The 15,990-nt window shown below is 36.3% G+C and carries 15 protein-coding genes; 2 read left to right on the top strand and 13 right to left on the bottom strand.

The annotated features are described in order from the left end of the window. Positions 1–31: 31 nt before the first annotated feature. The 6 genes from tsaD to lepB form a co-directional block, all read right to left on the bottom strand. Positions 32–1,054 (bottom strand): tRNA (adenosine(37)-N6)-threonylcarbamoyltransferase complex transferase subunit TsaD, encoded by a 1,023-nt coding sequence (gene tsaD, locus ACQV2Q_RS07795; RefSeq protein ID WP_428874001.1) that lies wholly within the window; start codon positions 1,052–1,054, stop codon positions 32–34. A 12-nt stretch (positions 1,055–1,066) separates the two neighbouring features. Beyond that, positions 1,067–1,510: a ribosomal protein S18-alanine N-acetyltransferase gene (rimI, locus tag ACQV2Q_RS07800; protein ID WP_428882428.1), complete on the bottom strand. Its 444-nt coding sequence runs from the start codon at positions 1,508–1,510 to the stop codon at positions 1,067–1,069. A 12-nt stretch (positions 1,511–1,522) separates the two neighbouring features. After that, complete coding sequence (locus ACQV2Q_RS07805) at positions 1,523–2,107, bottom strand: GNAT family N-acetyltransferase (protein WP_428873998.1); 585 nt, start codon at positions 2,105–2,107, stop codon at positions 1,523–1,525. Continuing rightward, positions 2,091–2,867: a tRNA (adenosine(37)-N6)-threonylcarbamoyltransferase complex dimerization subunit type 1 TsaB gene (gene tsaB / locus ACQV2Q_RS07810; protein WP_428873997.1), complete on the bottom strand. Its 777-nt coding sequence runs from the start codon at positions 2,865–2,867 to the stop codon at positions 2,091–2,093. Before tsaB ends, ACQV2Q_RS07805 begins: the two co-directional genes overlap by 17 nt. A gap of 31 nt (positions 2,868–2,898) precedes the next feature. Further along, positions 2,899–4,356, bottom strand: coding sequence for a proline--tRNA ligase (gene proS, locus ACQV2Q_RS07815; RefSeq protein ID WP_428873996.1), 1,458 nt, complete (start codon positions 4,354–4,356; stop codon positions 2,899–2,901). 265 nt (positions 4,357–4,621) lie between these two features. Next, a complete protein-coding gene (gene lepB, locus ACQV2Q_RS07820; RefSeq protein WP_428875128.1) occupies positions 4,622–5,239 on the bottom strand; it encodes a signal peptidase I in 618 nt (205 codons plus the stop codon). A 211-nt stretch (positions 5,240–5,450) separates the two neighbouring features. Between lepB and ACQV2Q_RS07825 the strand changes: the two genes are divergently transcribed. Then, positions 5,451–6,206 (top strand): class A sortase, encoded by a 756-nt coding sequence (locus tag ACQV2Q_RS07825; protein WP_428873994.1) that lies wholly within the window; start codon positions 5,451–5,453, stop codon positions 6,204–6,206. Positions 6,207–6,260: 54 nt separating this feature from the next. On the opposite strand, the gene ACQV2Q_RS07830 is transcribed toward ACQV2Q_RS07825, so the two are convergent. The 3 genes from ACQV2Q_RS07830 to ACQV2Q_RS07840 form a co-directional block, all read right to left on the bottom strand. Further along, on the bottom strand, positions 6,261–6,743 hold the full coding sequence (locus ACQV2Q_RS07830; protein WP_428873993.1) for an LURP-one-related/scramblase family protein: 483 nt from the start codon (positions 6,741–6,743) through the stop codon (positions 6,261–6,263). A gap of 124 nt (positions 6,744–6,867) precedes the next feature. Continuing rightward, the gene (phoU, locus tag ACQV2Q_RS07835) at positions 6,868–7,524 is read right to left on the bottom strand and encodes a phosphate signaling complex protein PhoU (RefSeq protein WP_428873991.1); all 657 of its coding nucleotides are present in this window, start codon (positions 7,522–7,524) and stop codon (positions 6,868–6,870) included. 136 nt (positions 7,525–7,660) lie between these two features. Continuing rightward, positions 7,661–8,869: a LysM peptidoglycan-binding domain-containing protein gene (locus ACQV2Q_RS07840; RefSeq protein ID WP_428882429.1), complete on the bottom strand. Its 1,209-nt coding sequence runs from the start codon at positions 8,867–8,869 to the stop codon at positions 7,661–7,663. 217 nt (positions 8,870–9,086) lie between these two features. Here ACQV2Q_RS07840 and ACQV2Q_RS07845 point away from each other — a divergent pair, with 217 nt between their 5' ends. Continuing rightward, positions 9,087–11,099, top strand: coding sequence for an acyltransferase family protein (locus ACQV2Q_RS07845; RefSeq protein WP_428882430.1), 2,013 nt, complete (start codon positions 9,087–9,089; stop codon positions 11,097–11,099). Between the two features lie 46 nt (positions 11,100–11,145). Here ACQV2Q_RS07845 and rlmH read toward each other — a convergent pair whose 3' ends face one another. From rlmH to ACQV2Q_RS07865, 4 genes are all read right to left on the bottom strand, one after another. Beyond that, on the bottom strand, positions 11,146–11,625 hold the full coding sequence (gene rlmH / locus ACQV2Q_RS07850; protein WP_428874024.1) for a 23S rRNA (pseudouridine(1915)-N(3))-methyltransferase RlmH: 480 nt from the start codon (positions 11,623–11,625) through the stop codon (positions 11,146–11,148). Positions 11,626–11,728: 103 nt separating this feature from the next. Continuing rightward, positions 11,729–13,021, bottom strand: coding sequence for a S1C family serine protease (locus tag ACQV2Q_RS07855; RefSeq protein ID WP_428873988.1), 1,293 nt, complete (start codon positions 13,019–13,021; stop codon positions 11,729–11,731). Between the two features lie 115 nt (positions 13,022–13,136). Continuing rightward, positions 13,137–14,027: an MBL fold metallo-hydrolase gene (locus tag ACQV2Q_RS07860; protein ID WP_428873987.1), complete on the bottom strand. Its 891-nt coding sequence runs from the start codon at positions 14,025–14,027 to the stop codon at positions 13,137–13,139. A 34-nt stretch (positions 14,028–14,061) separates the two neighbouring features. Then, a complete protein-coding gene (locus tag ACQV2Q_RS07865; RefSeq protein ID WP_428882431.1) occupies positions 14,062–15,981 on the bottom strand; it encodes a DUF2207 family protein in 1,920 nt (639 codons plus the stop codon). Positions 15,982–15,990: the final 9 nt, after the last annotated feature.

Genomic DNA, 15,990 nt, shown 5'->3' on the forward strand with positions numbered 1-15,990 from the left:
CACACACTGAAAATTTCAGTGTGTGTGTTCTTTATAGAGTCATACCTGGTCTGGCATTGGCTGCTAAATCCGTATATTCTTCCTTTAATAACTTTGGATAGGCAGCTGCTCCAATCATGGCTGCATTATCTCCGCATAATGCTAAAGGTGGAATTAAAAGTTCTACATTAGGGTAGTGAGCTTCAAACAGGCTTTGTATGCTTGCTCTCAATTCACTATTGGCGGCTACTCCGCCGGCTAAAACAAATTGCTTAATCTCTGGACGATTTTCCAAAGCCTTGCTAACTTTTCCCGTTAAAACATCCACACAGGCACGTTGAAAACTCGCTGCTAAATCAACTGGCTGGATGCTTTCTCCTCTTTGGTTAGCGTTGTGAACCAGGTTCATCACCGCACTCTTCATACCTGAAAATGAAAAATCTAAGTTATTCTCATTTAACATGGCACGAGGGATTGAATAAATTTCTGGGTTTCCTTCTTTAGCCATTTGATCAAGATACTTACCTGCTGGATAAGGTAAGTCTAGCAAGCGGCCTACCTTATCATAAGCCTCTCCTACCGCATCATCTTGCGTTTCACCAATGACTTGATAATTATTCGCCGACTTCATAACCACCAACTCAGTATGTCCACCACTGACAATTAAAGCCATTAATGGAAACTCTAAGTTTTTAATAAAGCGGCTGGCATAAATATGTCCAGCTAAATGGTTGACAGCAATTAAAGGCTTTTTATATAAATAGGACAATGTCTTAGCTGCAGTAACTCCAATTAATAGAGGGCCAACTAGCCCAGGACCTTGGGTCACTGCGATCGCATCTACCTGATCAATCGATTCTAGTTGGGCTTCTTCTAATGCTAACTTCAAAACTTGACTGATTTGTTCGACATGGTGACGACTAGCTACCTCAGGGACAACACCGCCAAATCGCATATGACTCTTTACCTGGGAGGCAACAATATTCGCTTTAATATGACAGCCATTTTCTATCAAGGCTACACTCGTCTCATCACAAGACGATTCAATGGCTAATATTAAATTTTCTTCTTGCATTGGCTATTCCTCCTACTCAAATGTTAACTGCATAACCCAGCCATCTTCAACCGGATCATGATAATAGTTAGGCCGTTCATCAATTATCTTAAATCCCACTGCTTGATATACGGCAATAGCCACCTGATTACTGACTCGAACTTCCAAGTTAACTTTTTCTACTTTATTTTCTTGAAATTGATCTAGAAGAGCTCTTAAAAAAGCTTTTCCCCTCCCTTTGCCTCTGTATAGAGGACCAACCCAAAAATAATGTATGCTTGCTTCTTCAAAAAGGACTTGTCCGCCACAACAAGCCACTAACTCTTGGGCGTCGGCCCAAATCCATAATCTAGCATAAGGACTCTGCCATTCTTGAATGGTGGCATCCGCTGACCAATTAAAACTTTGAGCAATGGCTAAGATTTGCTGAAGTAAAGCAGGTTCTTTATCTGCTTTTGCGATTTCTTTAAGCATCATTTCTTTATCTCCTTACAAATGACAGCGGAGAAAGAGAGCCGTTTCGCCATTATCTTCATAGTAGAAAGGTTTTTTGTTCTCAAGGACAAAGCCTTGTTGATAATAGATTTTTTGGGCATGCGTATTGCTTTCTCTTACTTCTAAAGTTACCGACTTTCTATCCAATTCACGACTGATTTGAAGCCAAATCTTTAATAAATAAGAACCCAAACCGTGTGATTGCCACTCAGGATCAATGACTAATTGGCTAATATGGGTATTATTAATTAAACACCTACCCGTAATCATTCCAATAATTTTTGACTTATCAGTTGCTAAGTCTTTTGCTTCAATAACTAAGTATAAAATCTGTGGATTTTTATGCCAATCCCTTTCAAAATCAGATAAATCCCAAGCAATATAACCTGCGTAACCTTTTTGCTCTAACTGCACTAAAGCTTGTAAGTCAGTCTTTTTGGCTAATCTTACTCTGCATTGGATGTTTTTTTGTTTTTTTTGCCTTATTAGCGCTAAAGAATCAATATAAGGGCTAATTTGAGTCATTGCTTTATGTCTTACTTTAGTTTTCTCTTTAAAAGGATTAAATACTCGTTTCATTAGTTTGCTCAACATAACTTTCATTCTTTTCTTGGATTTGATTAGTTTGTTTGGCTGCCCATTCTTGTTCTGCTAAAGTCAAATGTGCATAGAAAGGCTCAAAAATATCTACATCTTCAACATGCTTTCGTTCAATGTAAGGCACTTTACCAACCTTTGGCCAAGCATATTGACCTGTTACAAATCGATGCTGAATACTTTGCTGAGAAAGGCTTTCTTTAACAAAGTTAGTAAGATTATTTTCATGGGCACTCAGGAATATTAACTGCTTAAGGTCTGTCTCGTTAAATTGTGGCAAGAGTTTCTCTTGAATCCAATCTTGCCAGTCAACATGATCATCTTTAATTTTATTTTTCAATAAACCATCTTGCCAGTGATAGGCCGCTGTGTAGGCTGTCCCTCTTCGCGCATCCATAATAGGAATAATCCAAGTTTTCCCACCATCATCGGCCACTTGACCTGCCATAATCGCTAGACTGGAAAAACTCTCTAAATGACTTTTTTTGGTGGAAGTCCAAACCTTCGCCATTGTTGCTCCAATCCTCAAGCCTGTATATGAACCAGGACCTCTCCCTAACCAAATTTGGTCAATGGTTTCCCTCTCCCACTTAACAGCAAGTAATAGCTGTTCCACCAAGGGTAGAAGGAAGGCCCCGTGTTGCTTGGAGACATTCGAATTGACTTCGATGATCAATTGATCCTCTTCAAAAAGAGCTAGAGATAAAACATCGGATGAGGTATCTAATGCTAAACTTCTCATCATGGTCTCCTTTCAACCTATTGGTTATTTTTTAATACGCTCTTGCAATCCAAACTGTTTCTTTAGCTGGCTTCCCAGATACAAGGCATTTATCTTTCTTAACCAGAGCATTTTCACCTGCAAAATAATTTTCAAATGGTAAATTACGTGTTGTAAAGCCTGTTAATTCCTTAATCTTAGCTTCTGATTCCTCACTACCATCCCAGCCAACTAATACCCAACCTGGGGTTTCATTGGCTGCCTTTTTATTTTCAATATGGTCAATCAATTCATCTAGAGTATCAATATGAGTATACATATTGGCCTGATTGCGTTGGCGAGCTTTTTCTAAAAGACGATTTTGCATTAAGGCTAAAGCTTGATGAACTTGTTCAGCCAAGCCATCCATTGTGATGGCATTTTTTTCATCTTCATCTCTGGCTTTCATAATCACTTGATTATTTTCAATGTCTCTTGGACCCACTTCTATACGAATAGCCGCTCCACGCAACTCCCACTCATTAAACTTATAACCTGCTGAGTTATCTGAATCATCAATATAAGTTCTAACACCTGCTGCTTTTAATTGAGCGTCTAAGTCTTTTACTTTTTCAAGCACTTGGTCTAATTTTTTCTTAGGTCCAACGGGAATGAAAACAACCTGCTGAGGAGCTATGGCTGGTGGTAGAACCAATCCTTGATCATCTGAATGGGTCATAATCATTGAACCGATTAAGCGGGTCGAAACACCCCAAGAAGTGGTATGGGCATAAACGTGCTCATTATCTTTATTTAAATAACGAATATTAAAAGCTTCTGCAAATTTAGTTCCCATATAATGAGAAGTTCCTGCTTGCACAGCTTTACCATCTTGCATCATGGCTTCAACTGAAAATGTTTGCACCGCTCCGGCAAAGCGCTCCGAAGGAGTCTTCTCACCTTTGAAGACCGGTACTGCTAATAATTCTTCTAATAATTCAGCATAGATTTCTAGCATACGCATGGTTCTATGACGAGCATCTTCCTCATCAGCATGAGCAGTATGTCCTTCCTGCCATAAAAACTCAGAAGTTCTTAAAAAAGGCAAAGTGCGTTTTTCCCAACGGAAAACATTGGCCCACTGATTAATTTCATAAGGTAAATCACGGTAGGAATTAATCCAATTAGAAAACGCATCGCCTATCATAGTTTCTGAAGTCGGTCTTAAGGCCAATCTTTCTTCCAAAACTTCACCAGCTGCTTCAGTTACCCATGGCAGTTCTGGACTAAATCCTTCAATATGATCTTTTTCACGAGTAAAGAAAGACTCAGGAATAAGCATTGGGAAGTAGGCATTGCGAATACCTTCTTCTTTTAAACGCTTATTAAAATATTCTTGAATATGTTCCCAGATTTCATAACCATTTGGTTTAAAGATTATACAGCCTCTGACTGGTGAATAATCCATTAAATCTGCTTGTTGAATTGTTTGTAAATACCATTTCGAAAAATCTTCTTTACGAGTAACCATTATTTTCCTCCTATAAATAAAAAATAACTGCCTTCATCCTATCAAGGACGAAGCACAGTCAGTCTCCGCGGTACCACCTTATTTGCATCTTAAAAATGCCCACTCAAGGCGATAAAGGAGCCACCTGATTTCAATAAGATAGTAGGTTCATTTGCTGAGTGGGGAGACACTTCCATCCTCTGCCTCTTGCTGGGGACCATCTACAAATTACTAGTCTATTTTCACTTCTTATTATAAAGAATCAAGGAATAAAAACAAGCCTAAGTTATTCTAAAACAATAGCATCACCTTGAGAATTGAGATCGTAATCAGGCAATTTACCAAAATTCTTTAGTGGCCAATAAATAAAAGTAGCTTTACCAATTACCGAATCAGAGTCTATCAAGCCAAAAGTTCGTCCATCAACAGAATTTTGCCGATTATCCCCCATTACAAAAAACTTGCCTTCAGGAACTACATCTTCACCTGTATATTTATACATTTCAAAATCTTCGGTAAAGTTTCCACCACCATTCGCTTGATACTCTTGCGCCTTTTCATCTAAGTAAAACTCATCCACCCTCTGTCCATTAATTATCAGCTGATCATCTTGATAAGCAATTTTATCGCCAGGAACTCCAATCACACGCTTCACATAAAGCTTGGGTTCTTTACCGGGTAGTGGATTAGGTTGAGGGAAAATCACAACATCAAAACGCTCGATATCTGATAGTTTCCACATCCAAACCTTTTCGCCATCTTCCAAAGTATGTTCCATTGAGGAACCATCTACCGAAAAGGGTTGTGCAACATAATGATAAAAGGTAAATAATACAGCTAACCAAATAGCCATATACATTAACCAAGAAAAAATCTCTTTAAAAAATCGTTTTGTCTTCTCCATAAGTCACCTCTAAACTTTCTGTTTCTTATTTTATAACTTTTCCACCAAAAATGCATCTTGTATTGGTATTCTTGTAAAAAAATATGCTATTATGATTTTAATTCGAAAATTATGAATTAAGTGTGTTATTTGAGCTGTTTTATTTTATTTGACATTCAAAAATGTTAAAATAAGTTTAATTACTTTGTTGATAGTATTGGAGGAATAAATAATGAATCGTAAACCTAACCCTGGCCCTTCGCGTAGCCGGATGCACCAAAAAAGAAAACGTCGTTTTTCTTTTTCAACTCTTATCGGTGTTCTATTAATTATTGTGGCACTAGGGCTTTTATTAGTGAACCCCTTAAAGAACTACCTCATTCAAAATAAAACCAATGATATTCAAATTTCTAATATGACTCGTGATCAAATTCTAGCTAACCAACAAAAAGATGTCACTTTTGACTTCGAGGATATTCAACAAGTAGATCCTTTTACCGTTATTTCTAGTAGTGTGAATCCTAAGGACCTACCCGTTATTGGCGGAATTTCAATCCCTGAATTAAAGATTAACTTACCAATTAATAAAGGAACATCTAATGAAGGCATGTTCTTCGGAGCAGGAACGCTCTCGGCTGATCAAAAAATGGGTGAATCCAATTATGCCCTAGCTAGCCATCACATGTATGATCAATCTTTACTTTTTTCTCCACTTAAAGACGCAAAAAAAGGACAGAAAATTTATATGACTGATTTAGATAATATCTATGTTTATGAAATTTCTTCCATTTTAGTAGTAGACCCTTCAGCCGTTGAAGTGCTAAACCCTTCATCTGAACCAATTGTTACCTTGGTTACTTGTACTCAGGATTTTGTTAACCGAATCATCGTGCAAGGAAAACTAAAGGAAAAAGTTCCAATTGACGATGCAAGTAATGAAATGATGAACGCTTTTAAAATTGAAAGAAAAATAGCTAACAATACTTAAGCAATAATTAAACTGCCTATTCACTTTATAAATGGAGTGAGCAGGCAGTTTTTATTAATTAGAATCTAAGTCCATTGCTAAATCGATGGCTAAAATAGTTGCTAAAACCAAAACTGTATCTACACTTTCAGCTAGGATGTCCATTTCAAAGGTATCTGACCAAGAAAGAAACTTTTTCTTTATACGAGCTATTGGCTGTCTTTTAGAGTCTTTAATCATGTAATCATGTTGAAAAATACTGCCATCAACTACCCAATCTACCCCTTTTACCACATACTGAGGCTTAAAGAAGGTAAATTTTTTATGAATTCGACAAAAGAATTTACCCTCTTGGATGACATCGACTGTCGGTAAAAGTGATAAAACTTTTTGATTAACTTCACATAAAACTTTTCCTGATTGAACATCAAGAATTTTTGTTTTTCGACCGATTGAAATTAATTTACTATCTACTCGATATATTGGGCTTTTATTTTGATCATAAATATCAAAATCTTGTTTAAATGACCACATTTTTTGTTTCATATAGAGCTTCATAAAATCCCTCCTCCTATTCTTATTTTATCACACGGACCTAGTTCTGCTCACCTAATTAGACATAATCAAAAAAACAGTAGGTCTTTTAAGACCTACTGAATCTTTCTGCTCTAAGTAAAAATAATTAATTTAAGTATACAGTTGAACCGGTTTCTAAATATAAAACATGTTCACAGATATTGGTAATATAATCACCTATACGTTCTAAACTAGATACTAAATCAATCGTAAAGATTCCTGCTGGAATACAATCTTCGTTGGTAGCCATTCTTAAAGTAACTTCTTCAAAAACAAGATCATACTGTTTGTCAATTTGGCTATCCATAAGGGCAATCTGACTAGCCTCTTGAATATCACCATTTTCGATGATACCTGCTAATGGTTCAAACATTAACTGTAAACGTTCTACCATTTGATTCACAATAATCATCACGTCTTGATAATTTGAAAAATCAGGCTTATTTCGCTTGATACGTTTAGCAATTGTAGTAGTATGTTCTGCAATACGCTTCAGTTCAACACTAGTATTTAGCAATGCAAATATGTAACGAAGATCTGCTGCAACGGGTTGCTGTAAAGCGACTATAAGATAGGCATCTTTTTCTAATTCAACAGATAATTCATTAATTTTCTCATTCATTTCAAGCGTTGAAACTGCAAGCTCATTATCTGAGGCAATAACTGCTTGATGGGTGTTATCAAAAATACTTTGCGTTAAATCAAACATTTGGTTAATTTTTTTAAACAAACCTTGTAATTCTTGTATATAAATTTTCCGCATATTTTGTCCTCCCTTCTAGAATTTATTTTATCATCTACTTATTATAACAACATTGTAAGCGCTTGTCAAACTGCCTAAATTGTTTTTAAAATAAAAAGTTCTCACCATTAATTATAGCGAGAACTTTAATTATCAATTAGTTATTAAATGAGACATGTACGTGGTCATAATGGTTTTGTGTCACACTACCACGATCTTCCATTTGTTGCCATTGGCCGCCTGTCCAATGGCCATAGATTTGTTGTTTCCAGATAACATAAGCGATATTACTATTACCCATATTAGCTACTGCATCTGCAGCGATTTGGTCGCCTAAAGCTGAACCTACGGGCACCATAAAGTCAACAGCTAATCCTTTACCATGGTCTCCGCTATCTCCAGGTCTTAGCCCGTATGCAGCAACTCCATATTGATTAGCAATTCGACTACCATAATTAGCCGCTGATTGTGATACACCAGCTAAGGTCGATGGTGTCGTATAATCATTACTTACTTCTTCAATGACTTCCTCTACAACTTTCTCAGTAACAGGCACTTCTTCTACTATTACTACTTCTTCAGTGACCTCTTGAATAGCTGTTGTTGTTTTTGTCAACTCTTCTGACGCTAGTGGTTGTTCAACTTCCTCAATAACACTTTCTATTTCAACAGCACTAGATTGTGTTGTCTCAACTTCAAGCTCTTCAGCTTCAATAACTTCCTCTTCACTTACAGGGTTTACTGTAATTTCTCCAGTAGTTGAAACTTCCTCAATAGTCCTGTCCACGACTTCGTCAGTTAAGACTTCTTCTACTAGAGGGAGCTCGTTTAATAACTCTTCAGATGATTCAGCAACTTCTTCTAATTGGACTGTTTCTTCAGCTATTGCTAACTCTTCTTCCACTTCAAAATCATCTGCTTCATTGACATTTAAAATGATCTCTTCAACTACAACTTCTTCTTCAAGAACAACTGCTTGATCTTCAGTTTCAACTTCTGGAGTTAGACTGACTGGAATGTCCATTTCAAATGTTTCCCCAGCGGATGTTTCAACGTTTAACTTTTCAGCTTTATGATTAATATCATATTGAGCGACTAGTTTTGTTTCTGGGTAAATAAGGTTAACATTTTCAATTTGGTTAGCTTCAGCAAGAAAAGCTAAATCAATATCCATCGCTTCAGCAATTGCTCCAAGGGTGTCTCCATATTTAACAATGTAAGTCATTTGATTATCTTCATCTACCATTAGTTCAGCACTTATTTCTTCAACCGTGCGCGCATTCCAATTCTGAGCAGATGTAATCGCCACAGGCGTAAGCATCAGCATTAGAGAAGCACCTAAACTCACTTTCTTATTAAATTTCATTTATATACACCTCAATAGTTTATTTTCTTAAGTAATTGTAGTTTAAATCAACTACTTTTCTTAAACAAGCTTTGAACAATCAAATCAAAGAATTGATTTGGATCTGTAACCTCTCAAACATATTAGGCCGTTTTATGTAATCTGTTTGTAAAATTTCACCTTTCTTTCAAATTTTTATGCTAGAATTATTTCAACAAATCAATAAAGGACGGTTATTATGGCTAGAATTAAATCGTTTGATGGTATTAAAGGAATTGCAATTCTTTTTATTATTCTCTATCATTTATGGCCAACTATTTTCCCCGGTGGATTTTTGGCAGTCAATCTTTTTCTCGTTTTAGGAGGTTATTTTTTAACTATAAAACTTTACCAAGATAAAAGGGTAGAGTCTTGGCAATCATTATTCTTTCTTTTCAAAAAAACAGTCCAACGCTTGTTCTTTCCGATGATGTGGTTAATTATATTAATTTTATTTTTCCTTCAAATTTTTAACCCTCTCATACTTAAGTCTATGCGCAACGAACTGTTTGCTAGTCTCCTTTTTGCCAATAATTACTTTCAAATTCTAAACGGTCGCTCTTACTTTACGGATATGGCTGTAACTTCTTATTTAACACACTTATGGTATGTAGCCGTTTATCTCCAATCCTTTTTAATAACTGGACTCTTAGTCTTCTTAAGCAAAAAAATAAAAGTACCTGCTATCTATTTAGGCCTATTTTGGCTCTTTATCTTTAGTCTATGTACTTTCTTAACTGCAAATGGTTATTCCTATCAAAAGGATCCCTCAAACATTTATTATAGTTTTCAAACGCGGTATGCTTCTTTTGCGATAGGGATAGCGACTTATTACCTTATTCTAGTAATCCAAGAAACAGTTGAAGAACTTCAAAGACGACAATTAAGGATCCATTACTTCTTTATCGTGATAATAGCTCTAATTCTATTGCTTATTCAGTTTCTTTCTCAATCCGATCAAGAAGCAGCAGGCTATTTATTAGGACTTCCTTATTCTAATTTATTTACTGCCCTATTTATTTTAGGTGCTGGGCAGAAATTCATCGTTTTTGAAAAGTTATTAGGTAACAAAATTTTCACTTGGTTAGGTAGAAGATCTTATAGTATATATCTTTGCTATTATCCTTTATTAGTTGTCACTTTTAGTTTTCAACGTTTATTTGCTAATCACATGAATATTTTAAAATTAATCGGCCTATGCTCAATTATCCTTTTTTCTTCTATTTTTTATTATATTTTTGAGTCTAATCGTTTCCATATACTCTTCTCAAACAAAATCAGCCTAAGAAGGAAGCTCTACTGGGTTAAAAGATATTTACATTTCCCAAATAGCAACAAAAAAGATTTTGCCTTTGCAACAAGCTATCTTTTTTTAATAATTTCTAGTTTGATTGGCCTGCTTCGAAGTGATAATCATATACCACTAGCTTTATTTGATCTCCAATATGGAATCTACGCTACCAATCCCAATCCATTTAGTCCTTATTATAAAGTGGATCAGTCATTTAAAAAATCTCAAAAATGTTTAAATGATTTTGATCAACTAGCAGCTAGTAATTTTTCATATTCCATCAACCAAACAACACTAGCGGATAAAGTCATACAATCTATCCAAAAAGACTCTATCTTAAATCAGATTGCCAGTCTTTCTCAAGAAAAAAGACAAAGATTCGAAGAAATTCAACAGCAATTTCCTAAGCTGGCAACTATCCTCAGCCCGCAAGAAATACTCTATGCTAATGACCTTCCAGTCACATTATTCGGTGATTCAGTGGCTCAATTTATTGGAGCTAATATTAACACATTTTTTGATCAGGCTAATGCATTTGGTTATGTTAGTTTAAACATTTGGACATCTTACGATAAATTCCAAGCGCTTATAGACCAGGGTTTAGTGAAGGAAAACTTAGTCGTTAACTTAGGAACTAACGGGGGGTTGGATGTTCCGGCCGTTGAAAAATTGATAAAGATGGCTGGTGAGCGAGAAATATACTTAGTTAACTCAAACTCTGACATCGAATTTTTAGATCAAATTGATCAAGTGATTCAAACACTTACTCAAAAATACTCTAATGTTCATTTAGTTGATTGGCGAGCTATCTCAACAGGTCATCCGGAATATTTTCGAGAAGACGCTATTCACCCAAGTGTGGAAGGTGCGGAGTTTTATCTTTTAGAATTGGCTAAAACAGTCTATCAAAATCGTCTTTAATACATTCAACCTCAGATGGAAACTAGCCATCTGAGGTTTTTTGTACTTATTTATGATAGGCATGATTGTTTAAAATGCGGAAAGCTCGATAGATTTGTTCAATTAAAACTAGTCGTATCAACTGATGAGGAAGCGTTATTCTACCAAATGAGATAGCTTTATCACTTGTTTTTTTTAATCGTTCAGCCAATCCTAAAGACCCGCCAATAATAAAACTAATGTGCGAGTGTCCATAAGTAGCAAATTGATTGATTGATTCAGCTAAATCCTCTGATGATATTAAGTCTCCCTCAATAGCTAAAACAAAAACTTTACTTTGTTTATTTAATTTCTTCTCTATGCGCTCAGCCTCTTGTTCTAAAAGCTGTTCAACCTCCGTATCAGTCATTTGCTCTTTAGTTGATTCATCGGCTACTTCATGAATTGAAACCTTTGCATAAGCTGACAATCTTTTGAGATATTCAGACATTCCTGCTTTAATGTATTTTTCTTTGACTTTGCCCACACAGATTATATCAACACGTATCATTCCTTACTCCTTTCATTAGGTGGATAACTGTTAATAAAACAAAGACTTATCCACAGTTTATTTTAAATGCTGTGGATAAGCCTGTATGTTTGTGGATAAACTAGTAAGGAACTGCACTATTCGATTCTTCAGACTCTTCTTCGGATGGGAAAGGCTGAATTTCTGTCGGGTTTTCAACCGCTGCTTCTAAAGTGATTTCTATCTCCATGTCTTCTTTAGCACGGCGGATAGATAATTTCACTTTATCGCCAACTTTATATTCATAAAGGAATTTTTTCAAGTCATTAATCGTCTCTATTTCCTTGCCATCAATAGCACGTATCAAGTCGTACTCTTTAAGACCAGCTTTAGCAGCAGACCCTTCAGGTTCTACTTCACGGATAAAGGCCCCCTTTACATCTTCATCATTCAAGCCCATTACTTGGGTGCGATAATCTGGATGGACTAATCTCAAGCTAGTATAACGGATGCCCAATACAGGTCTAACGACTTCGCCGTTTTTCTCAAGTTGGCCAATAATATCCACTACATCTGAAGATGGAATGGCAAAGCCCATTCCTTCGACATCGGTCGCTGATAGTTTGCTTGAATTAATTCCAATTAATTGGCCGGCAGAATTTAAGAGGGCTCCTCCTGAATTACCAGGGTTGATGGCCGCATCCGTTTGCAGTAAACTCATATCCCAGTCTGGTACACCATCGCCATTTAAATCCACTGGCACAGATCGATCTAAACCAGAAACAATCCCTTTAGTTACTGATGTTGCAAACTCACTACCTAAGGGTGAACCAATTGCAATAGCGACTTGTCCAACTTGAACATTATCAGAATCAGCAAATTCTAAGGATTTACTTGCTGCAGAAGCATCAATTGTTATTACAGCTAAATCACTTAAGGCATCACTTCCAATAATTTCTGCTTTGACAGTTTCACCATTTTTTAAACGAACTTCTAAAGCATCTGCTCCTTCAATTACATGATGATTGGTAACAATGTATGCTTTATCGCCATCTATGCGATAGACAACTCCTGACCCTTCTCCAATCACTTGCAAATCTTGATCTTCTTCATCTGGTATGAAGTATTGGTTATATTGATATTCCCAAAAAGGATCTAATCCTTGATAACTTTTTTGCATGTTTGCAATGGACACCACTGCCTCACTTGCCTGATCCACTGTGTCTACCATATTCTGTTCATTTTCTGGTAGTTGAACAGAGTCGGCAGTTTTAATGGTGCTTTCCACCTGAGAGGGTTCTTGTGAAAAGGCCGAAAAATCATTATTAAAACTCAAACTACCTGCCAATAATAAGGATAGAGTCATGCCTGAAAGACCCACAAATATTTTACGCCAACGTTTTGTGCCATCATTTTGATTATATTCTTCTCTCATTTTACTATACGTCCTTTCTATTATACTTACAGAATGAACTATAACACTGTTTTTTTAAGAAAGTATGAATTATCATCGTTAATTTTAAAGTGAATTGTAGAAATTTGAGATCTGTTTATATTTTTTTAATAGGTGTGGCCTTAATTGGATCTGTCATATGAAGTTTTAAATCCCTTACAGTATCCACATCATAAGCTTGTAAAGTGTCTTCCATCGTTAACATAGCTAATTCTTTGGTATTATTATCCTGACTTAAATGTCCGAGGTAGATATCTTTGGTTTTGGATCCCATTAAGTCTCGGATAGCTAGTGCTCCATCTTGATTAGATAAATGACCTTTATCACTAAGAATACGTTGTTTTACAGACCAAGGATAAGGACCATATCTCAAAAGTTCAATTTCATGATTAGCCTCTATTAAATAGGCATCCGCATTCCTAAGTTGACTGCGCAATCGATCGGAAACATAACCTGTATCCGTCAACATTACAAATTGTTTATTGCCTTTTTGAAAGGCATAAAACTGTGGTTGGGCTGCATCGTGACTCACATTATAACTCACAATATCAATATCACCCAATTGTAACATGGTCTCCGGTTCAATATACTGTTTGTTTTCTGGAGCAATCTCACCAATCATTCGATCCATGGCCTTCCAAGTTTCTCTATTAGCATATATAGGAAGATTGTACCGTCGAGAAAGAACTCCCACCCCATGAATATGATCTTTGTGCTCATGAGTGACGAAGATAGCATCGATTAGATTAATGTCTCGATCGATTTGTTTAAATAAAGCCTCAATTTTTTTCCCACTTAAGCCTGCATCAACTAGAAATCTTTTTTGGCCCGATTCAATATAAGTGCAATTGCCAGTTGAGCCACTTGCTAAAATTGAGAAGCTTAAATCAGTCCGTTGAGCTGAAATATCTTCTATCTTTTCTTTAGCCGTTTGACTTTGATAGTTGGTATATAATTGTTGCTCAAATTTTAACTTTGCTTCTTTCATTTGCGTTCACTCCTGTTCCGTTCTACACACTTACCTAAAATCCTCCAGAGAAAGTTCCACCGCCGGAGCCACCCATCGATCCACCAGAGAAACCACCTCCGAATCCACCCTTATTATTCCCTGCAAAACCACCTTGAGCTGTTGTTTGAGGGGAAACAGAATGAATAGTTTGAGTCACTTGATTGCGGAATAAAGACCCATAGAGGTATGGGTGCGCCAATGTATAGGGCCTGTGCTCTTGGGCATGAATTTCACTCGGCTTAAACTCCATTTCAATCGCTTTAACAACCCTGTCCGCTACTCCTAAACTAGTTGCAAAGACCAAATATTCTTCCCAAAGAGGTAAAGAGGCAATTTCTCTAACATTAAAACGCCCAATATCTTTTAACATCTTGCTGAAAGCACGCCATTTATCCCTCATTTCTTGTTGTTCGGTGGTCATAAGTGGTCGTTTTTTCATGATTATTCGCATATAGATGTATAGTCCAACTGATAAGACTGTTCCAATTCCGATAATCACCCCGATTAGTTTCATTGGTAATAACCGAGCGATATCCAAACTATATAGAAAGAGTAAATTAATAATAATTCCAGCAATTATTAAAATAAGAGCTGTATTATTGGCCATTTCAATCTTTCGTGTTTCAGCTAAGGCTTGGCCTAAAAATTGTTCACCTTCTACTGCTAATTTATTTTTAAATCGTAACCAATAACGATATTGTTTCTTACGAAATGAAGGATTATCTTCAGCTAACTGGTCTAATTGTGCTAAAGTAACACCCGCTCCTTCATTTGCTTGAGTAAAGTAATCCCAAACAAATTTCTCATGCTCTAATATACCCTCAGGATAATCCGGACCCCAGTAAAGAGGAATAATCTTTACAGTCTCAGCAGACTGTTTCTTACCTGGTAGGGCCTCTATTTTCAACCAACCTTTTTGAACTAAGTGTAAAAGGGTCGCAACAAAGTCATCTTCATTTGGCCATTCACGAAGATATTTTGTTGCCATCTGACCAGGTGTGGTAGCTTCAGGTAGATCATAAAAATAATCTGGTACATAAACGGGGTGAGGATTTAACTGCTTCGATTGATGACGATATTTCATTAAACTAATTAAAAGCAATAAAGGCGGTCCGACTGACCCAAGTATAGCCATTATATAGGCAATCATTTTCATTTGATTTACATTTTGAGCATCTTTTTCGACTTGAGCTTGGGCAGCTGCTAAGAGTTGGTCTAATCGCTTTTCATCGATCTTATTCGAGTTAAGGGAGGTCCACTCCTTAGGAAACACAATCTGTCCTTCAACAAACTGACTGGCAGTGCGCTGAGGAACGTCTAGATAGACAACTGTTTTTTGGTCTTCTTCAACAATTTTCACTTCCCCTTGAGGAGCCCCATAACCCCATGCACGAACCTCTTCTTTAGTTTCAGCTTTTTGTGGCAGTTCAATGCGAATTTGAACATCTGTTGTAAAATCTGAGCGCCCAAATTTTCTAAGGAACTCTGCAGTGTCCTGATAATTGGTGACTAATTGTTCGAGGGTATATTGAAAAACAAAATACCTGCCTTCTTTTTCTAAGGGATAAAAGATCTTACTTGTAAGTCTACCGTTTTCTTCATGCATTTGATAGGTCCCTTTATTTTCATTGTCTGCTATGTCTAAAATCTCAATAGAGCTTTCTCTATCCTCACTAACGCCAACCGAAAAGTTTGAAAGTTGATAGCCCTCATGATCTAAATCAAATAAGACACCGTTCATAAAATTTGCATCATAATATTGATAATCTGTAAATTCAACGCTTCCATCTTCCATTACCTTGGCATTAATGAATTGCTCAGTAATTGAAAAATCAACTTCTTGTGCACTTATTATTGGGTTTAATGGACAAGCGAAAATACAAAGCGGTGTGACTACAAAAACCAAGATTTTTTGAAGGAAATGCTTAAACATTAAAATACC

Source organism: Facklamia sp. P12950, from assembly GCF_050409465.1.
Taxonomy (GTDB): domain Bacteria; phylum Bacillota; class Bacilli; order Lactobacillales; family Aerococcaceae; genus Facklamia.